Genomic DNA, 18,470 nt, shown 5'->3' with positions numbered 1-18,470 from the left:
GCGCCGCTCCCTGGAGACCCGTATGTCCACGCCCCTGTCCCGCCGTGCCCTCGGCGGGGTCGCCGCCGGTGCCGCCGCTGCCGCCGCCCTCGGCACCGCTGCCTCCGCCGCACACGCGGCCCCCGCCGCCGACACGCGCGAGCGTCCCTTCCGGGCCGCCCATCCGCGCCGTCACTCCCGCCGGCCCAACATCCTGTTCATCCTGGGCGACGACCTCGGCTGGGCCGACCTCTCCTCGTACGGCTCCCCGCACATCCGCACCCCCCACCTGGACCGCCTCGCCCGCGAGGGAGTCCGCTTCACCGACGCCTACTCCGGCTCGGCGACCTGCTCCCCCACCCGCTTCAGCCTGTACACCGGCCGCTACCCGGGCCGTACCAAGGGCGGGCTGGCCGAGCCGATCGCCGACAAGTCCGTCGGCCTGGAGCCCACGCACCCGACGCTCGCCTCGCTCCTCCGCGACTCCGGCTACGCCACCGCCCTGATAGGCAAGTGGCACTGCGGCTACCTGCCCGACTACTCCCCCACCCGGTCCGGCTGGGACGAGTTCTTCGGCAACTTCGGCGGGGCCCTGGAGTACTACTCCAAGCTCGGCCTCGGCGGCGAATACGACCTCTACGAGGGCGACGCCGAGTACAAGGACCTGCGCTACTACACCCGGATCCTCACCGAGCGGGCCGGCGAGTACGTCAGCCGCGACCACGACAAGCCCTGGCTGCTCAACCTGAACTTCACCACCCCGCACTGGCCCTGGATCGCCGACGGCGACAAGAAGGCGAGCGACGAGATCGTCCGCCGCATCAAGGCGGGTGACCGTTCCGCCCTCTGGCACCAGGACGGCGGGTCGGTCGAGAAGTACAAGGAGATGGTCGAGGACCTCGACCGCTCGATCGGGCAGGTCCTCAAGGCGCTGAAGCGCTCCGGGCAGGAACAGGACACGCTCGTCTTCTTCGCCAGCGACAACGGCGGCGAGCGCTTCTCGTACAACTGGCCGCTCGCGGGCAACAAGGGGTCGCTCCAGGAGGGCGGCATCCGCGTCCCCTCGATCCTGCGCTGGCCCGCGCGGATCGACGGCGGCCAGGTCAGCGATCTGCCGGTGTTCTCACCCGACTGGACGGCGACGCTGCTCGACCTGGCCGGCGCCCGAGCCCACTCCGCGTACCCCCTTGACGGCACGAGCCTCGCCGGCCATCTGCTGCGCGGTACGGAGGTACCCGAGCGCGACCTCTTCTGGCGGGTGCGGGGCGAGCGGGCGCTGCGCCGCGGCGACTGGAAGTACTACCGGGGCAAGTCCGGTCGCGACCAGCTCTTCGACCTGTCCGAGGACTCCCGCGAGCAGGCGGACCGGGCTCCGTTCGAGGCGGCGCGGCTGGCCGAGCTGCGGAGCGCCTGGGAGCGGATCGACGCGGGGCTGCTCCGCTACTGACCGGTCCGCCACTGAGGCCCCGCCTTCCTCGCGGCGGGGCCGGGCGGCCGGTGGGATCCCCGGGTCGGCGGGTCCTGCGCGGGGCAGGCCCGGAGTCGGGCGGGCTGGGCCGTACGAAGGGTGGTGCGAGGGTTTCCGGTGGTCGCCGGCACCGGCGGGGTAGAGGGGACGAGTAGCGGTCACCGAAGCACTCGTCGAGTTCTGCAAGGAGTACGTCCGGCCATGCTCATCGATCTGACGGGACGTACCGCGCTGGTCACCGGCTCCACCCAGGGGATCGGCGCGGCCATCGCCACCGGTCTGGCCAGGGCCGGCGCCCGCGTCGGGATCAACGGGCGGACGGAGGAGCGCGTCGAGCGCGCCATCGCGGCCCTGCGGTCCGAGGTCCCCGACGCGGATCTCGTGCCCGTCGTGGCCGACGTCGCCACCGAGCAGGGCGCGCTGCTCGCCGCCGAGGCACTGCCGCGGCTCGACATCCTGGTGAACAACCTGGGCGTCTTCGGCGAGGCCGACCCGCTGGAGATCACCGACGACGAGTGGCGGCGCTACTTCGAGGTGAACGTCCTCGCCGCGATTCGCCTCATCCGCCAGTACCTTCCCGGGATGTCCGAGCGGGGCTGGGGACGCGTCCAGAACATCGCGAGCGACTCGGCGGTGGTGATCCCCGCCGAGATGATCCACTACGGCACGTCCAAGACCGCCCTTCTCGCGGTCACGCGCGGCTACGCCAAGCAGGCCGCCGGTACCGGTGTCACGGTGAACTCCGTCATCGCAGGCCCGACGCACACGGGCGGCGTCGAGGACTTCGTGTACGACTTGGTGGACCGGTCCCTGCCGTGGGACGAGGCGCAGCGCGTCTTCATGCGCGAGTACCGGCCGCAGTCCCTGCTGCAACGGCTCATCGAGCCCGAGGAGATCGCCAACATGGTGGTGTACCTCGCGTCCGACCAGGCGTCCGCCACGACCGGGGGCGCCCTGCGGGTGGACGGCGGATACGTGGACTCCATTCTCCCGTAGCGGAGTAGAGGAGCGCAGTCGGCGGGCGGCATCGGCGGTCGGGCAGCCGATTTCGCCGTGCCCGCGGGTCCCTGTGCCTGCTCGTGGCACGATGTAGAGCCCCAAAGCCGCTGAGCAGGTGTCCATCGTTCGGTCGTTCGGCAAGCGTCAGCTCGACGCACTCCTGCTCGACACAATCCGACAAGCGATCGAAGGACATTGCCGGAGAGTCGCCGGCCGGCTCGCCCTCCCGCTTTCCGCCGCGCTTCCTTCGTCGCTCTCCGTACCCGCGGGCGGGCCCTGAGCTGCGGGTGCGCCGAAGCCCGCCCGAGTACGAAGCGGGAACAGCGCCGTGAGTCCGGGCCGTACGGCGCGTGGACCACGGGGTTCTGGCGCGTTCCGATCCGGGGGTTTCGTGAGCCCCCTTCTGCGCTGGGCGCATTCATGATCCGAAGCCGTCACGCCGTGCGCTCGCCGGATCTGGTGAATAGGTCCGGCGATGCGTTGGTCGGGATATGCCAGTGGGCATTTTCCGATCAGCGGACCACACCGTTGAAAAGGACGCGAATGACGAGCCAGGTTACCGAAGTTGAACTGGAAGGCCTTCTCCGCAAAGCCCTGAACGCCACGGGTACGAGCGAGTTCTGGGCGGTCCGGACGGACGAGATGTGGTGCCGTCTCACGCCCGGTTCCAGGACGCCGCGTGAGCAGGGGTGGAAGCTGCACGTGTCGGCCACGACCGCCTCCGCGCCAGCCGTCCTCGGGAAGGCCCTGGAGGTGCTGCTGCGGGGAGAGTCCGCCTTCAAGTTCGCCCGGTCCCTCGACCAGGTGGGCGCGCTCAACTCCCGTGCCACGCCCCGGGGAAGCTCGGGCAAGTTCATCACCGTCTATCCGTCCTCGGATGCCGAGGCTGCCCGGCTCGCCAAGGAGCTGCACGCGGCCACCGCCGGGCTGGCCGGCCCCCGGATCCTTTCCGACCAGCCGTACGCCGTGCACTCGCTGGTGCACTACCGGTACGGCTCGTTCGTGGGCCGGAGGCGGCTCTCGGAGGACGGACTGCTGGTCTGGATCATCGAGGACCCCGACGGCAATCCCGTCGAGGACAAGCGCACCGGTCAGTACGCTCCCCCGTCATGGGCGGTCAGTCCCTTCCCCGCCACTGTTCCCGTGGTGCCCCGCGCCGCGGACGGCGAGGACGGGACGGACGGTCCGGAGAAGCCGGGCGGGGCGAAGGAACCGGCCGGGAAGGCCGGCACGAAGGCCCCGGTGCTGCTCGGCGGTCGCTTCGCGGTACGGGAGGCGATCCGGCACACGAACAAGGGCGGCGTCTACCGGGGAAGCGACGTCCGTACGGGCGCCTCCGTGGTGATCAAGGAGGCCAGACCGCACGTGGAGGCCGACGCCTCCGGCTACGACGTCCGCGACTGGCTGCGTGCCGAGGCCCGGACGCTGGAGAAGCTCAAGGGCACGGGGCTCGCCCCCGATCCGCTGGCGGTCTTCGAGCACGGGCGGCACCTCTTCCTGGCCCAGGAGGAGGTACCGGGCGTCACCCTGCAGACCTGGGTCGCCGAGCACTTCCGCGACGCCGGGGCGGAACGCTACCGCGCCGACGCGGTGGCGCAGATCGCGCGGCTGGTGGAGCTGGTCGCGGCCGCGCACGCCCGGGGCTGCGTCCTGCGGGACTTCACGCCGGGCAACGTCATGGTGCGTCCGGACGGCGCCCTGCGCCTGATCGACCTCGAACTCGCGGTCCTGGAAGACGAGACCGCCCTGCCGACCCGGGTGGGAACTCCCGGCTTCAGCGCCCCCGAGCGCCTCGCCGACGCCCCCGTCAGCCCGACGGCCGACTACTACAGTCTCGGCGCCACCGTGTGCTTCGTGCTGGCGGGGAAGGTTCCGCACCTGCTGGCCGAGGAGCCGTCCGCACGCGCCACCGAGGAGCGGCTCGCCGCATGGCTCGACGCCTGCGCGGGGCCCCTGGGGCTGCCCGACGCCCTCACGGAGATGATCCTCGGGCTGATGCGGGACGACGCCGCCGAGCGGTGGGACCCGGTCCGGGCGCGTGAGGCCCTCCGAGGGGCGGACACCACGCGGCCGCGGGACGATCAGGCCACCTGGACGACGCGGAACGAAGCCCGCGTCGAGCTCCCGGGCGGCAGCGGCCGGGAGGACGGGCACGACGACCGGAGAGCCGAGCAGGACGACACGGTGGCCGGGATCGTGGACCACCTCATCACGTCGATGACCCCGGCGGACGACAGCCGGCTGTGGCCGGTGTCGACCCTCGCCGGAGAGGCGGACCCCTGCACGGTGCAGCAGGGCGCGGCCGGTGTGCTCGCGGTGCTGACGCGGTACTGGGAACTCACCGGTGACGACCGCCTCCCCGAGGTGCTGTCCATCGCGGGGCACTGGATCGCGGCGCACACCGATCTCCGCTCGACCCGCCCTGGCCTGCACTTCGGCGGGCTCGGTACCGCCTGGGCGCTGTACGACACCGGGCAGGCCGTCGACGACCGGGGACTCAGGGACCACGCGCTCGCGCTGGCGCTGGCCCCGCAGCAGGTGACGCCCCACCACGACATCACCCACGGCAGCGCCGGCAGCGGGCTGGCGGCGGTCCATCTGTGGCAGCGCACCGGGGATGCCCGCTTCGCCGAGCTGGCCGTCGCGGCCGCCGACCGGCTGACCGCCTCGGCGGAACGCGACCGGTCGGGGGTGAGCTGGCCGATTCCCGCGGAGGCCGTCTCCGCGGAGTACGGCAAGCGGTACCTCGGCTTCGCCCACGGCGCGGCCGGCATCGCCTGCTTCCTCCTGGCCGCCGCGACCGTCTCGCGGCGCCAGGAGCACCTGGACCTCGCGGTGGAGGTCGGCGAACAGCTGCTGACCGACGCCGTACACGTCGGCGAGACCGCCCAGTGGCCCGCCCAGGCCGGAGGCCTGCCCACAGCACCGTACTGGTGCCACGGCGCGGCGGGCATCGGCAGCTTCCTCGTCCGTCTGTGGCAGGCGACCGGGGACGAGCGGTTCGCCGACCTCGCCCGCCGCAGTACGCACGCCGTCACCGAACGCGCCTCGCGCGCCGCCCTCGGCCAGTGCCACGGCCTGGCCGGCAACGGCGACTTCCTCCTCGACATGGCCGAGCTGACGGGTGACCCCGTGCACCGCGCCCATGCCGCGGACCTGGCCCGCCTCGTCGTCACCGAGAGGGCCCGACGACACGCCCAGGTGGTCTTCCCCAACGAGTACGGGGACGTCACGACCAGCTGGAGCGACGGATCCGCAGGAATCCTCGCCTTCCTCCTGCGGACCCGACACACAGACCACCGGCACTGGATGGTCCAGCGGCCGGTCTGAGCGGCAGGAAGTCTGTCGCCAGCTCACTGAACGAAGGAGAGACCCATGGAGAACAACGACATCGAACTGCTGGCTCACCTCCACGCCCTCCCGGAGACCGACCCGGTCGGTATCGACGGGGCGCCGTTCGCCGCGACGTGCGAGTGCGTCGGCCTGCTGACCCTGCTCAACACGGTCTGTATCGGCATCAGCTGCGCGTAGCACCGACAGGCTCCACCATCCGGCCGGCGGACCGACCCGGGAAGCCGCCGGCCGGATGATCTGCGAGCCGAACGCTTCCGGCACACCGACCTCAGGACCTCACCGATCCCTGGGCCCCCGCGGTCGAGGGGCCGGTCGAGCGAGGCCGGTGTGCCGGGAGTGTGTACCCGTCTCCGTGCGGCCCCCTGCGGCCGCACGAGGACCCGACCGCATGCAGCGACCCGACGTCGACCAGGAGCGGACCCCATGCAACGACCCGCAGGAGTCGACGGCCCCGCACCGGACTCCCTCGTGACGACCGACCTCGGCGGCACACCCGCGCACCCGGACCCCGAGCCCGCGTGCGCCATCAGCATGCGCGGCCTGGTCAAGAGCTACCCGGGCCCGCAGGGCACCACCACGGAGGCGGTCCGCGGAGTGGACCTGGACGTGCGGCAGGGCGAGAGCTTCGCCTTCCTCGGGCCCAACGGCGCGGGGAAGTCGACCACCATCGCCATGCTGTGCGCCCTGGCCCGGCCCACCGCCGGTCACGCGGTCGTCGCGGGCGTCGACGTGGTCGGCCGGCCCCACGAGGTGCGGCGGCGCGTCGGCATGCTCTTCCAGCACGGCGCTCTGGACGTGGACCTGACGGTCGACCAGAACCTGCACATCCACGCACGGCTCTACGGCCTCTCCCGCCGGCACGCACGGTCGCGCGCCGCGGAGGTACTGGAGACCGCCGGGCTGAGCGACCGGCGGCGTTCGCCGGTACGCACCCTGTCGGGCGGCATGCGGCGGCGCCTGGAGATCGCCCGCGCCCTGCTCCACTCCCCCCGCCTGCTGTTCCTCGACGAGCCCACCACCGGACTCGACCCGCACGCCCGCGCCCAGGTCTGGGAGCACCTCCGGGCGCTGCGCGACCGCCACGGCAACACGCTCTTCGTCACGACCCACTATCTGGAGGAGGCGGAGAACTGCGACCGGATCGCGATCATCGACCACGGCCGTGTGGTGGCGCAGGGCACGCCCCTCGCGCTGAAGGCCGCGATCGGGGACGACCTCGTCGTGCTGCGCACCAGCGACGACACGGCGGCCCGGCAGGTCGTCCGCGGGATCGTGCCGGCGGACCGGACCGTCACAGCGTTCTCCGGCGGAGTGTCCCTGCGGGTGTCGGACGGCAGCACCTGGATTCCGCGGCTCTGCGCGGCGCTCCAGGGGCACGGCATCGCCGTGCACGCCGCGTCCGCGGCGCCGCCGACGCTCGACGACGTCTTCTTCCACCACACCGGCCGCAGCCTCGACCCGACCGGGCCCGGCCGTGCCTCCGCCGGTCCCGCCCTCAGCCCCTCCACGTCAGAGAGCGGTGGCAGCCGATGACCGAACTCACGACGAAGTCCCCCGGCGCCACCGGGACTCCGCAATCCCCGGCCGCCGCCCACGCCTCGGGCGGCCCCGGCCCCTACGGCGACGCGGGCGGTTCCGACGGCGGGCGGGCGTCTCGGCTGCGGCACGAACTGCGCGCGATCCACGCCCTGGTCCACCGCGACATGCTGCGCCTGGCGGGCCAGCGCGCGCACACCGCGCTGATGCTGCTCCACCCGATGCTCTACCTGCTCATCCTGGGGGGCGGACTGGCCGCCCTCATCCCCCGCTCCTCCCTGGGCGTCGGCTACCAGACCTATCTGTTCCCCGGCATGTTGATGATGACGGTGCAGACGCCCGCCATCATGGTCGGCATCCGTCTGATCACGGACCGGCAGAGCGGGTACGTGCGGGAGCTCCTGATGGCCCCGGTGAGCCGGACCACCCTCCTCCTGGGGCTCTGCGCCGGCGGCACCCTCACGGCCGCGGTGCAGGGAGCCGTCCTGCTCAGCCTCGCCGGCACGGTCGGTCTGCCCTACGATCCGCTGCTGCTGCTCCTGCTGCTCGCCGGGATGGTCCTGGCCTCGTTCACCATCACGGCGCTGGCCCTGGCCCTGGCGGTGTCGTTGAGCCGGGCGGAGACGTTCCACACGTTCCTCGGGCTGATCATGATGCCGCTGCTGTTCCTCTCCGGGGGCTTCTTCCCCCTGAGCACCCTGCCGGGCTGGGCGCAGGCCGTCGCCGCCGCCAACCCGCTCGCCTACGCGGTGGACCTGCTCCGGCGCTGCATCGGATACCGGGTCCCCGACCAGCAGGCCGCCACCGGCATCGAATGGGCCGGCTGGCAGCCGCCGGTGGTGCTCGAGGCCGGGCTCCTTCTCGGTGCCGGCCTGCTCGCCGTGCTGTGGGCCGCGCGGCGCTTCAGCAGACCTGAGTGACGCGCGGCGGCCGGACCCTTGGCGGGCGGACCGCGTCGGCGGTGGCCGGTCAGGAGGTGCCGACGCCGCTGCGCGCCAGCGCGAACACCCCGAGGACGATCAGCGCGACGCCGGCGAGCTGGGGCAGCAGCCACCAGCCCGCGCGTACGTGCTCCTCGTACAGGAGGACGCCGAGGCTCAGGCTCACGGTGGCGTCGCCGAGGGTGAGGGCGGGCTGCGAGGCGACGAGCGGTCCGCCCTGCATGGCGTGTTCGAGCAGGAGGAGAGCCGCGATACCGGCCAGGCAGAAGGCATAGGTCTGCCACGCCGTCAGGAAGGCGCCGACTCCCCCGTCGCCGAGGATGTGCATCGAGGTCTTCATGAGGGCCGCGGTGAGCGCGTAGCAGATCGCCGTCGCGGCTCCGAGGCAGCCGGCGCGCGCCCGTCCGGCCGGTCTGCGGAGCCCGACGGCGGCGAGGGCCACCACGGCGACGGTGCAGGCGACGAGGACCGGCACCCAGCGGTCCAGTGCCACATGGGTGCGGTTCCCGGTGGGCGACGCCGCCGCGAGCGCCACCCCCAGTCCGACCACGACCCCGGCGACGGCGGCCCAGAGCCGGGCGGGCAGCCGCTCGCGCGTGAGGAGAGTGGCGATCAGCAGGGCGAGGGGCAGTTCGAGGACGAAGAGGGGCTGCACGAGGGCCAGCGGGCCGGTCGCGAGGGCGGCGGCCTGGCCGACACCGGCGGCGATGACGGCGAGGATGCCGGCCAGCCACAGCGGCCGGTGCAGCAGGTCGAGGATCAGTCCGGGCCGGAACGAGTCCGTCTGCGGCACGGTGAGCGCCGCACGCCGCTGGAGCACCGTGGCGAGCGCGTTGCTGAACGCGGCGAACACGGAGAAGAGAACCGGCAGTACGACGCCCATACACCGATCCTCACCGAGGGCCGCGACGACCAGGTCCCGACACCGGCGCCCGCCCACACGGAGGACCCGGTCGGGCCAACGCCGGTGGCCTGGGCCCGGCTGACGGGGTCGTCCCGCCGGAGCTCCGCGCCCCGTCTCCGCGGTCGGTGCGCCACCCCGGCGCCTCGGGGCGTGGATCGGGTATCTACGCTGGTCAGCGCAGTATGCGTGTCACGTGGTCCGGGGGCATTGCCGCACCCGTCAGCGTCGGGCTGGCGGACGCGGTGCGGTTCGACGAGGTGTTCGCGGACGGGCGGGTGTACGTCCGGGGGAAGGCCGGCGGGGAGAGCATGCCGTGGTCGTACGCCGACCGCGCCGACGCGGAGGCCCGCCACATGCTGCGGGCGCCCGCCAACGACCCGGAGTACACGCTCCGGCAGGCCTCCATGGGCGAGAGGTCCGAGCGGGTCGGCGAGGAGAAGCCGGGTGGCGCCGCCGTCACGCGCTACCGCGGTCTGCTGCCCCACAGCGCGCTCACCCTGGAGATGGGCGAGGAGACGCGGGCCGAGGCGGACACGCTCCGGACGTACTTCGGAGGCGGTATCCCCGTCACCGTCGACGTGTGGGTCGACGGTCGCGAGCGGGCCATCGGGGTGCGCCTGTCCATGACCGTCAAGGACGTCATGTCGTCCGTGACCACCCTGACGCTCACCGAGCTGGGCAGGCCCGTGAGGGTCGTGGTTCCCGCGGGCGCGTCCGCGTCCGGCGCCTCGGTCCTGGGTTGTCAGTTACGGGCCGCGCGCCCCCGCCCCCGGTCCTCTGGGCCTCAGGCATCCCACAGAACCCTTGCGTCGGCGCGGTTCGGCTTCGTGCGCGGACACCCCCTTCCGCGGGGAACCGGCCCTGGCCAGAATCTGTCCCTGTGAGGGGAAGGGCCGGCCGTCGGGGGGATGGGGATGAGCGGCGCATGGGTGGTCCCGGGGTACGTCGAGTCCCGGGAGTTGGGCGCGGGCGCCAGTGGGCGCGTGGTGCTGGCCCGGCACGAGCGGACCGGGCTGCCGGTCGCGGTGAAGTACCTCAGCGAGCGGTTCCGCGAGGACGAGGCGTTCGTACGGGGGTTCCGGTCGGAGGCGCAGCTGCTCGGCGCCCTGGACAGTCCGTACGTCGTCGGGTTCTACGAGTACGTCGAGGCGCCCCGCGGCGCCGCGATCGTCATGGAGCTCGTCGACGGGGTCGCGCTGCGGGCCCTCATCGCGCGTGAGGGATCGACGGGCCCCGAGGCCGCCCTCGTGGTGCTCAAGGGCTCGCTCCTGGGCCTCGCCGCCGCGCACCGGGCGGGGGTCGTGCACCGGGACTACAAGCCGGAGAACGTCCTGGTCGCGGCCGACGGGGCGTCCAAGCTCGTCGACTTCGGGATCGCGACGGGCCGGGGTGCGACGCCGGGCGTCGCCGGGACGCCCGCCTACATGGCGCCCGAGCAGTGGAACGGCGCTCCCGCCTCGCCCGCTGCCGACGTGTACGCGGCGACCGCGACCTTCTTCGAGTGCCTGACCGGCCGCAAGCCGTTCACCGGGGACAACTTCGCGGAACTCGCCCTGCACCACCTGGGCACGCCCGTTCCCGACGGTGAGGCCCCGGAGCCGCTGCGCCCGTTGATCCGGCGGGGCCTCGCCAAGTCACCGGACGAACGGCCGGAGAACGCCGCCGCGTTCGTGTCCGAACTAGAGGCGATCGCCACCGCCGCCTACGGGCCCGACTGGGAGGAGCGGGGCCGGGGGCGGCTCGCGGCGTTGGCCGCGCTTCTGCCGCTGCTCCTCCCCTCGTCGGGCGGGGGCGTGTCCGAGGGCACGACCGCGCTCGCCACCACCACCCTGCCGGATCCGCCGCGACGCCCCCGGTGGCGCGTTCCCCGCGGGGTGCCGGCGGGCGCGGCCGCGCTCGTCCTGGCCCTGCTGCTCGCCCTCGCCGCGCGGGCCGGAGTCGAGGCCGCGAGCGGCGACGAGACCGCTCAGGCCTTCGCGACGACCAGCACGGGACCGGGCACGGCCACGCCGGCTACGTCCCCGGCGGCACCGTCGTCCCCGCCGTCGGCCTCCGAGGCACCCTCGACGGAGCCGACGCCGTCCTCCCCCTCGCCGAGCGGCGCCGGCCCGACCGTCACGCCCGAGGGGTCGCCCACCGGCGACCCGACGACCACGGCGCCGACCACGACCGTCGTCGGCCACTCGCAGGGCGAGATCGCGGCGGCCACCGTCAGCGGCGCCCTCACCCTCGACGACGGCCGCCGGAGCGCGCATCCCTGCTGCGGCGACCGCCGAGGGCGGGACGGGCGGGGCGGACTCGGCGGTGATCCAGTGGCGCCGCCGCTGGAAGGCGTACGTCGGCAGTTCGGCGCGGGCGGCGCCGGCGGGCAGGACGGCGGACCAGTCCACGTCCGCGCCGTGGCAGAACGCCTCGCCGAACGCCAGCAGCAGCCGCTGCCGGCCGCCCTCGTCGCGGCGCAGGGTGCCGAGCGCGGCGACCGGCTGGTCCGCGGCCTCCGCGGTCTGCTGGACGGCGAGCGCGAGCACGGGGTGCGGGCTCATCTCGATGAACAGCTCGTGCCCCGCGTCGAGCAGCGCCCGCACGGCGGGCTCGAACCGTACGGGCTCCCGCAGGTTCCGGTACCAGTAGTCGACGTCCAGCTCGGACCCGTCGAGGACCGTGCCGGTCACCGTCGAGTGCAGCGGCACGCTTCCGGCGCGCGGTGCGATGCCGGCCAACTCGGCCGGGAGGGTGTCGCGTACGGCGTCGACGTGCGGGCTGTGCGAGGCGTAGGCGACCGGCACGCGCCGGGTGCGGACGTCCTCGCCGTACCGGGCGGCCAGGGCGTCCAGGGCCGCGCCGTCACCGGCGACCACGGTCATGCCGGGGGAGTTGACGGCGGCCACGCTCAACCCCGGGTAGGAGATGAGGTCTTCGCGCACCTGGTCGGCGGGCAGCGAGACGGTCAGCATGCCGCCGCCGCGTCCGGCCAGCGCGCCGAGCGCCGCGCTCCGTACGGCGATCAGGCGGGCCGCGTCGTCGAGGGTGAGGGCGCCGCTGACGGTGGCCGCCGCGATCTCGCCCTGCGAGTGGCCGACGACCGCGGCCGGTTCCACTCCCGCCGCACGCCACAGCGCGGCCAGGGCGACCATCACGGCCCACAGGGCCGGCTGGACGACGTCGTCGCGGTCGAGGGCGGGGGCGCCGGGGCGTCCGCGCAGCACATCGGTCAGCGACCAGTCGCGGTACGGGCTCAGCGCCCGCTCGCAGTCCTCGACGACCCGGGCGAAGACCGGGGCGGTGTCGAGGAGTTCGGCGGCCATGCCCGCCCACTGCGAGCCCTGCCCGGGGAAGACGAACACGGCCCGGCGGACGGCGTCGTGGCTGCTGCCCGCCACCGCGCCGCGGTGCACACCCGCGTCGGCGACCGCGTCCACGGCGGCCAGCAGTTCGTCGCGGTCGGCTCCGACCAGGACGGCCCGGTGGCCGAAGACGGTGCGGTGGTGCGCGAGGGAACGGGCGATCTCGGCCGCACCGAGTTCCGGGTGTGCGGCGAGGAATGCGCGTAAGCGGTCCGCCTGCGCCCGGAGCGCCTTGTCACCCCGTCCGGAAAGTACCCAGGCGAGCGGTTCGGCGGGCCCGGAAGAGCGAGAAGGCGCAGAAGACTCGGAGGAGCCGGAAGGATGGGAATCGGCCGGGGCGGGGGAGGCCGGCTGCTGTGGCTCGATTCCGGCGGTCGCCGCGGGGTACTCCGGCCGCGATCCGAGAACCAGGTGGCAGTTGGTTCCGCCCATTCCGACGGAGGTGACACCGGCGACCAGGGATCCATCGGGATTCGGCCAAGGGCCGGTTTCGGTCGCGGCGGCGATCCGGAGATCGGCGAAAGGGATCTGCGGATTCGGTGTCTCGAAGTTGAGGGTCGGTACGAGCTCCCGCTCGGCGAGGCAGAGAATCGTCTTGACGAGTCCCGCGATACCCGAGGCGCCTTCGAGGTGGCCGATATTGGTCTTGACGGAACCGAGCCTGAGGGGATTCTCCGGAGAGCGGGAGGAGGCGAAAACGGCGCCCAGAGCGGCTGCTTCGATGGGGTCGCCCACCCGTGTGCCCGATCCGTGTATTTCTACGTACTGTGCTTGTTCCAGCGGTATTCGCGCATTCTCCCAGGCATCGCGTATCACGCTTTCCTGGGCTTCTCCGTTCGGAGTGGGGAGGGTCTCGCTCGCGCCGTCGCTTCCGACGGCCCCGCCGAGCAGCACGCAGTGGATGCGGTCCCCGTCGGCCAGGGCCCGGCTGAGGAGTTTCAGCGCCACCACGGCGCCGCCCTCGCCCCGTACGTACCCGTTCGCCCGGGCGTCGAGACTATGACATCGCCCATCGGGCGAGAGGCTGCCGAAGGCGGCCAGGGCCTGGGTGCTCTCCGGCGCGAGGTTGAGGTTGACGCCGCCGGCCAGGGCCACGACGGACTCGCCGCGGCGCAGGCTCTCGCAGGCCAGATGCACCGCGACCAGCGCGGACGACTGCGCGGTGTCGATCACCATGCTGGGTCCGCGGAGCCCCAGGACGTACGAGACCCGGTTGGCGATGATGCCCCGGTGGAGCCCCGTCACGGTGTGCGCCGAGGTGGCGGCGGGGCCGGCGGCGTGCGTCAGGGCCGCGTAGTCGTCGGCGATCGCACCCATGAAGACGCCGGTGGCGGTGTCGGCGAGGTCGGCCGGAACGATGCCGGAGTCCTCGAGGGCCTCCCAGGCCAGTTCGAGGACGAGACGCTGCTGCGGATCCATCGCGGCCGCTTCACGCGGAGAAATACCGAAGAAATCCGCATCGAACGCGTCCACCCGGGGCAGAAATCCACCGGGGCGCGGGGATCCGTCGCCGAGGGAGGCGAGATGTGCGCGATCGGCGGGCGGTGCCGCAATGGCGTCGCGACCGTTCCTGAGAAGGTCCCAGAATTCCGCGGGGTTCGCCCCGCCGGGAAAGCGGCAGGAAAGTCCGACGACGGCGACCGTCCGGTCGTCGATACCGCCCGGTACCTGCTGCGACGGTCCATCCTGGACCGTCGGCTCCTGGTTTTCCGCCGCACCGCCGGAAGATCCCCGTACCGTGCTGTGTGATGGCGTTGCTGCCGCCTGAATTTGGGCATGGCGGATCATGATGTTGTTGCTCCCCCCGTGAAGCACGATCAACGGCACGGCCGACTCGGCGGCCCAGCCTGACTCAATCTCAATTTGGACCCTAGCACCGAGTCGGCGCGCCGTAAACCAATGGTCCGGGGCGCGGGAGTTGGTCCAGGAATCAATATGCCGGTAATCGGGGGACCGGCATCGGGGACCTGTGTCGCGTAGCTGCTGGGTTAACCGCACGGAAACAGGCCGTACGTGCGCAGCACGGTGCTTTCCCACCTCGAAAGAAGTACGCCGGCGGGGAACGGCGGACATTTCGGCGCCGCGTGCCGTCCGGCCCGGCGATCTCACCCCGTGCTTTCGGCAAGGGTGAGAATCAGCCGGGCCGGACGTCCGATGGACCTGGCTCCCCGATCACGGGGAGGCCGTCGGGCGACGGTGCGGGCCGCCCGTCGACCGGGCCACGGGCCTGCTGTGGACCGGTCACCGGGAGGTGGCCGGGACGTTTCCCTCGGTCGCGGGCGCGCCCGCGGTCTTCGCCGCCGGGTCCGCCTTGGTGAGGGTGCACACGCCGTCCACGCACTGCCGCTCCAGCCGGCCGCGCGAGATCGTCTGCGCCAGGCCGACCATCCAGCAGGTGGGGCAGCCGCGGAAGGCGATGAGAGCCAGCGGGGCCGCGAGCAGGGTGGCCGGTCCGGCGACGGGCACCATGGCGATCGAGCCGATGATCAGCCCGAAGCCGATGGCGCCGCGCGCCAGGTGACGCGGGACGGACTTGCTGGCGAAGTTCAGGTCGTTCGCCGGGGCCTTCGTGCTGACCCGGATCTGGTCGCCCTGGGCGGGCTTCACGATGTTCACGGTCGTGACTCTCCTCCGACGGGTGGTCGATGGCTCGATCAGGCCGCCTGGTCGGTGGCCTCATCGGGTGCTTGGTCGATCGTTTCCAGTGACTGACGGACCGCCGCGCGCGCCCGGTGCAGCCGGGACTTCATCGCGGCGTTGCTGAGACCGAGGGAATGAGCCACGGTCCGGCCGGGCAGGCCCTGGACGTCCCGCATGATCAGGACCTGTCGTTGGTCGCGGGGCAGGGCGCCGACCGCGGCCGCGATCCGCTCCACTTCCAGCCGGTGCAGCACCGCCTCCTCGGCGGAGGGCTCCGGGGAGCCCTCCGGCGCGGTCTGCGGTTCGTCGTTGCGACGGACGAGCAGCCGCACCTGCCGGAGGCATTCGTTGCGCACGATCCGGAACATCCACGAGGCGAGTGCGCCGGTGGCGCGCAGGCTGCCGATCTTCCGGTACAGGATGATCAGCGCTTCCTGCGCGGCGTCCTCCGCGTCCTGGGGAGAGGCGCACAGGGAGTTGGCGAACTTGCGCACATGGGGCTGCGATTCCATGACGACGGTGGTGAGCGACGTGACGTCGCCGTCCTGAGCGGCCTTGATCAGCCGCTCGTCCGGCCAGGAGAAACGTTGGTTCATGTGCTACTCATACCCGGCGGGCGCCTCGCGCGCAGGCACTCGTCAGCTTCGGCTCTTGTAGCGCCGCATGAGGTGCCAGCTGCACGCGCCCACGAGCAGGACTCCGATGACTACGAGGGCCGTGACCATAGTGTTCCTCCTGTTGCCTCGCCGGCCCGTTCGGCCGGTACACACATAAGAGACGGCGGGGTCCCCAGAGGATTCAGCTCCGGGGGAAGTTTTTTCCGTGGATCGCGCGGAGGGCGTGCCGGGCCGTACGTGAGGAGTGACCGGCCCTCCGCCGGGCCCTCCGCCGGGTCTCCTCCGGCGGTGCTACCAGGAGGACTTGGTCACGCCGGGCAGGAGTCCCGCGTGCGCCGGCCGACGGGTGCTGATCCGGGAGAGCCCGAACTTCCGCCGGTGTCCGCGGGGCCGGCCGCCGACGGCGTCGCGGCGGCGGACCCGGGCGGCGCTGGCGTCACGCGGCTGCCGGTCCAGTTCCTCCCGCGCGGCCCGGCGCTGCTCGGGCGTCGACGAGGGGCGGCGGACGGTCTCCTCGAGCTCCGCCCGCCGGGCGGCGTGACGCTCCACGACCGCCCGGCGCCGCTCGTTCTTCACGATCTTGCTGCGCTTGGCCATCAGACCCTCCCCCCCCGCGCCCGGATGTGGGCGACGGCCGCCTCGATCCCGATCCGGTCCACGGTGCGGATCGCCCGCGCGCTGAGGGTGAGACGGACGGTGCGGCCCTCGCTGGGCAGCCAGTAGCGCTTGTGCTGGATGTTCGGGTCGAAGCGGCGCGGGGTGCGCCGGTGGGAGTGGGAGATCCGGCGGCCGAAGCCGGGTTCGGCGCCGGTCAGCCGGCAGTGGGCGGACATGGGTGGTTCCTGTCTCTCTCGGCGGCCGAGGTGACCACCGCTTATTGGAAACGATAACCGTTGTCGTATAGTGGTGTCATGGCACGCAACGAGATCCGCCCCGTCATCAAGCTGCGCTCCACCGCGGGCACCGGCTTCACCTACGTCACCCGCAAGAACCGGCGCAACGACCCCGACCGGATGGTGCTCCGCAAGTACGACCCGACGGCCCGGCGTCACGTCGACTTCCGCGAAGAGCGCTGACCGCAGCCGCCCCGCGGCGGCTCGCACGGGTCGCCGCGGGGCGGCCGCCCGAACCAGCAGTCACCGGGAAGGGCCGCCCGCCCCACCACCACCGCACGGCCCGCCGCCGCACACCGGCCGCGGCACAGGAGAAAGGCCCCGCCATGAAGCCCGGCATCCACCCCGCCTACGGCCCCGTCGTCTTCCGCGACACCGCCTCCGGCTTCGCGTTCCTCACCCGCTCCACCCTGGCCGAAAGCGCGGTGGGCAAGGTGATCGAGTGGGAGGACGGACAGACCTACCCGGTCGTCGACGTCGAGATCTCCTCGGCCGGCCACCCCTTCTACACCGGCACCGCCCGGGTGATGGACACCGCCGGACGCGTCGAGCGCTTCGAGCGCCGCTACGGTGCCCGCTGATGGCACCGGACCCCCGGCTGCCCGTCGTCATCGTCGCCGGAATCCACACCGACGCCCGCAAGGAGGTCGTCGAGCGCCTCCTGCGGACCGTCCCCGGCAGCGTCGCCCTCCACCACGACCTCGCCGGCGCCGCCGACGGCACGGTGCGCCGGCTGGTCCGCGACGCCGGCGGGATCCTGTCCGAGGGCGGGACCCCGCTGGTCGACGGCTGCGCCTGCTGCGCCCTGCGCGAGGACCTCGTACCGGAGTTGCTGAGGCTGGCCCACGGCCCGACGCGGCTCGCCGTGGTCGAACTGTGGGACTCGGTCGAGCCGAAGACGATGGCCGAGGTCGTCGCGGCGCACGCTGGTGACCTCCTGGTCCTGACGAACGTCATCACCGCGGTGGACCCGGCCCTCGTCCTGCCCTGCCTCGCCGACGGCGACGACCTCGCCGAGGCGGGCCTCGCCGCCGCACCCACCGACCGGCGCACCGTCGGCGACACCTGGGCCCGCCAGCTGGAGTACGCGCCCGTCCTCGCCCTCGTCGACCACGGGCGGGCGGACGACGAGGACCGCGCCCTGCTCGCCCAACTGCACCCGACCGCCCGGCGGGTGGCGGCCGCCTCGGGCGACCTCGCCGCGGCCGCCTTCGCCGGCTTCGACGTCGAGGCGGCAGCCGCTGCGCAGCACCCCGCGTGCGCCCTGCTGCCCCACGACGCGGACGAGGCCGGCGTCACGACCTTCGTCTGGCACCGGCGCCGCCCCTTCCACCCCGAGCGGCTCCACGCGGCGCTGGAGGACCTGTGCTGCGCGGCCGCCCGGAGCCGGGGCCGGTTCTGGCTCGCGGACCGGCCCGACACCCTGCTCGCCTGGGACGCCGCCGGCGGTGCCCTGTGCGTGGAGAGCGCCGGCCCCTGGCTCGCCTCGCTGCCGGACGCCGCGTGGGAGCTGGTCCCGCCGATGCGCCGGGCCGCCGCGGCCCTGGACTGGCACCCCGCGCACGGGGACTGCTGCCAGCACCTCGTCTTCACCTCGCCCGGCCTGGACCGCGAGGGACTGGAGCGGCTCCTGGAGTCCTGCCTCCTCACCGACGAGGAGTACGCGGCGGGGCCGGACGGCTGGAAAGACCTCCCCGCCGCCTTCGCGCCCCTGATCGAGCCATCGACCACCCGTCGGAGGAGAGTCACGACCGTGAACATCGTGAAGCCCGCCCAGGGCGACCAGATCCGGGTC

16 protein-coding genes and 1 pseudogene are annotated in these 18,470 nt (G+C 73.0%); 11 read left to right on the top strand and 6 right to left on the bottom strand.

Annotated elements, in window-relative coordinates:
- Positions 1 to 22: 22 nt before the first annotated feature.
- The 6 genes from EAO70_RS00235 to EAO70_RS00215 all read left to right on the top strand — a co-directional run bounded on the left by EAO70_RS00235 (position 23) and on the right by EAO70_RS00215 (position 8,256).
- The gene (locus EAO70_RS00235) at positions 23 to 1,426 is read left to right on the top strand and encodes a sulfatase (protein WP_148001005.1); all 1,404 of its coding nucleotides are present in this window, start codon (positions 23 to 25) and stop codon (positions 1,424 to 1,426) included.
- 222 nt (positions 1,427 to 1,648) lie between these two features.
- On the top strand, positions 1,649 to 2,443 hold the full coding sequence (locus EAO70_RS00230) for an SDR family NAD(P)-dependent oxidoreductase (RefSeq protein WP_148001004.1): 795 nt from the start codon (positions 1,649 to 1,651) through the stop codon (positions 2,441 to 2,443).
- Positions 2,444 to 2,989: 546 nt separating this feature from the next.
- The gene (gene lanL / locus EAO70_RS00225) at positions 2,990 to 5,776 is read left to right on the top strand and encodes a class IV lanthionine synthetase LanL (protein WP_148001003.1); all 2,787 of its coding nucleotides are present in this window, start codon (positions 2,990 to 2,992) and stop codon (positions 5,774 to 5,776) included.
- Positions 5,777 to 5,821: 45 nt separating this feature from the next.
- The gene (locus EAO70_RS37500; RefSeq protein ID WP_187283654.1) at positions 5,822 to 5,977 is read left to right on the top strand and encodes a VenA family class IV lanthipeptide; all 156 of its coding nucleotides are present in this window, start codon (positions 5,822 to 5,824) and stop codon (positions 5,975 to 5,977) included.
- A gap of 246 nt (positions 5,978 to 6,223) precedes the next feature.
- Entirely contained in the window at positions 6,224 to 7,333 is a 1,110-nt protein-coding gene (locus EAO70_RS00220) for an ATP-binding cassette domain-containing protein (protein ID WP_148001002.1), read from the top strand.
- Positions 7,330 to 8,256, top strand: a complete 927-nt coding sequence (locus EAO70_RS00215) for an ABC transporter permease (protein WP_148001001.1) — start codon at positions 7,330 to 7,332, stop codon at positions 8,254 to 8,256. The genes EAO70_RS00220 and EAO70_RS00215 overlap by 4 nt, the downstream gene beginning before the upstream one ends.
- Before the next feature lie 49 nt (positions 8,257 to 8,305).
- On the opposite strand, the gene EAO70_RS00210 is transcribed toward EAO70_RS00215, so the two are convergent.
- On the bottom strand, positions 8,306 to 9,160 hold the full coding sequence (locus EAO70_RS00210; RefSeq protein WP_148001000.1) for a DMT family transporter: 855 nt from the start codon (positions 9,158 to 9,160) through the stop codon (positions 8,306 to 8,308).
- A gap of 203 nt (positions 9,161 to 9,363) precedes the next feature.
- Here EAO70_RS00210 and EAO70_RS00205 point away from each other — a divergent pair, with 203 nt between their 5' ends.
- Positions 9,364 to 10,065, top strand: coding sequence for a hypothetical protein (locus EAO70_RS00205; RefSeq protein ID WP_148000999.1), 702 nt, complete (start codon positions 9,364 to 9,366; stop codon positions 10,063 to 10,065).
- Positions 10,066 to 10,089: 24 nt separating this feature from the next.
- Positions 10,090 to 10,776, top strand: a pseudogene (locus EAO70_RS39940) (serine/threonine-protein kinase); the annotation flags it as partial.
- 84 nt (positions 10,777 to 10,860) lie between these two features.
- On the opposite strand, the gene EAO70_RS37495 reads toward EAO70_RS39940, so the two are convergent.
- From EAO70_RS37495 to rpmB, 5 genes are all read right to left on the bottom strand, one after another.
- Positions 10,861 to 14,181, bottom strand: a complete 3,321-nt coding sequence (locus EAO70_RS37495) for a type I polyketide synthase (RefSeq protein WP_410090897.1) — start codon at positions 14,179 to 14,181, stop codon at positions 10,861 to 10,863.
- A gap of 585 nt (positions 14,182 to 14,766) precedes the next feature.
- A complete protein-coding gene (locus EAO70_RS00180; protein ID WP_148001017.1) occupies positions 14,767 to 15,132 on the bottom strand; it encodes a hypothetical protein in 366 nt (121 codons plus the stop codon).
- Positions 15,133 to 15,179: 47 nt separating this feature from the next.
- Positions 15,180 to 15,761 (bottom strand): RNA polymerase sigma factor, encoded by a 582-nt coding sequence (locus EAO70_RS00175; RefSeq protein ID WP_148000998.1) that lies wholly within the window; start codon positions 15,759 to 15,761, stop codon positions 15,180 to 15,182.
- A 312-nt stretch (positions 15,762 to 16,073) separates the two neighbouring features.
- Positions 16,074 to 16,379 carry a 30S ribosomal protein S14 gene (gene rpsN / locus EAO70_RS00170; protein ID WP_148000997.1) on the bottom strand — a complete coding sequence of 102 codons (306 nt, stop codon included), beginning with the start codon at positions 16,377 to 16,379 and terminating at the stop codon, positions 16,074 to 16,076.
- Entirely contained in the window at positions 16,379 to 16,615 is a 237-nt protein-coding gene (gene rpmB, locus EAO70_RS00165; RefSeq protein ID WP_148000996.1) for a 50S ribosomal protein L28, read from the bottom strand. Before rpmB ends, rpsN begins: the two co-directional genes overlap by 1 nt.
- A 78-nt stretch (positions 16,616 to 16,693) precedes the next feature.
- On the opposite strand from rpmB, the gene rpmG reads away from it, so the two are divergent.
- From rpmG to EAO70_RS00150, 3 genes are all read left to right on the top strand, one after another.
- Positions 16,694 to 16,858, top strand: a complete 165-nt coding sequence (rpmG, locus tag EAO70_RS00160; protein ID WP_148000995.1) for a 50S ribosomal protein L33 — start codon at positions 16,694 to 16,696, stop codon at positions 16,856 to 16,858.
- A gap of 143 nt (positions 16,859 to 17,001) precedes the next feature.
- Positions 17,002 to 17,256: a type B 50S ribosomal protein L31 gene (locus EAO70_RS00155; RefSeq protein ID WP_148000994.1), complete on the top strand. Its 255-nt coding sequence runs from the start codon at positions 17,002 to 17,004 to the stop codon at positions 17,254 to 17,256.
- A partial coding sequence (locus EAO70_RS00150; RefSeq protein WP_148000993.1) for a CobW family GTP-binding protein occupies positions 17,256 to 18,470 on the top strand: 1,215 nt, incomplete at its 3' end. The genes EAO70_RS00155 and EAO70_RS00150, both read left to right, overlap by 1 nt.

Source organism: Streptomyces sp. adm13(2018), from assembly GCF_008042145.1.
Classification (GTDB): Bacteria; Actinomycetota; Actinomycetes; order Streptomycetales; family Streptomycetaceae; genus Streptomyces.
Note: the sequence above shows the minus strand (reverse complement) of the source record. Positions and strands in the feature narration are given on the sequence as shown.

Bases quoted from the DNA above. Each gene is read 5' to 3' on its own strand.
- EAO70_RS00235 (WP_148001005.1), top strand. From the start codon at position 23: ATGTCCACGCCCCTGTCCCGCCGTGCCCTCGGCGGGGTCGCCGCCGGT.
- EAO70_RS00220 (WP_148001002.1), top strand. From the start codon at position 6,224: ATGCAACGACCCGCAGGAGTCGACGGCCCCGCACCGGACTCCCTCGTG.
- EAO70_RS00215 (WP_148001001.1), top strand. From the start codon at position 7,330: ATGACCGAACTCACGACGAAGTCCCCCGGCGCCACCGGGACTCCGCAA.
- EAO70_RS00155 (WP_148000994.1), top strand. From the start codon at position 17,002: ATGAAGCCCGGCATCCACCCCGCCTACGGCCCCGTCGTCTTCCGCGAC.
- EAO70_RS00210 (WP_148001000.1), bottom strand. From the start codon at position 9,160: ATGGGCGTCGTACTGCCGGTTCTCTTCTCCGTGTTCGCCGCGTTCAGC.
- rpmG (WP_148000995.1), top strand. From the start codon at position 16,694: ATGGCACGCAACGAGATCCGCCCCGTCATCAAGCTGCGCTCCACCGCG.
- lanL (WP_148001003.1), top strand. From the start codon at position 2,990: ATGACGAGCCAGGTTACCGAAGTTGAACTGGAAGGCCTTCTCCGCAAA.
- EAO70_RS00230 (WP_148001004.1), top strand. From the start codon at position 1,649: ATGCTCATCGATCTGACGGGACGTACCGCGCTGGTCACCGGCTCCACC.
- EAO70_RS37500 (WP_187283654.1), top strand. From the start codon at position 5,822: ATGGAGAACAACGACATCGAACTGCTGGCTCACCTCCACGCCCTCCCG.
- EAO70_RS00175 (WP_148000998.1), bottom strand. From the start codon at position 15,761: ATGAACCAACGTTTCTCCTGGCCGGACGAGCGGCTGATCAAGGCCGCT.
- rpsN (WP_148000997.1), bottom strand. From the start codon at position 16,379: ATGGCCAAGCGCAGCAAGATCGTGAAGAACGAGCGGCGCCGGGCGGTC.
- rpmB (WP_148000996.1), bottom strand. From the start codon at position 16,615: ATGTCCGCCCACTGCCGGCTGACCGGCGCCGAACCCGGCTTCGGCCGC.
- EAO70_RS00205 (WP_148000999.1), top strand. From the start codon at position 9,364: ATGCGTGTCACGTGGTCCGGGGGCATTGCCGCACCCGTCAGCGTCGGG.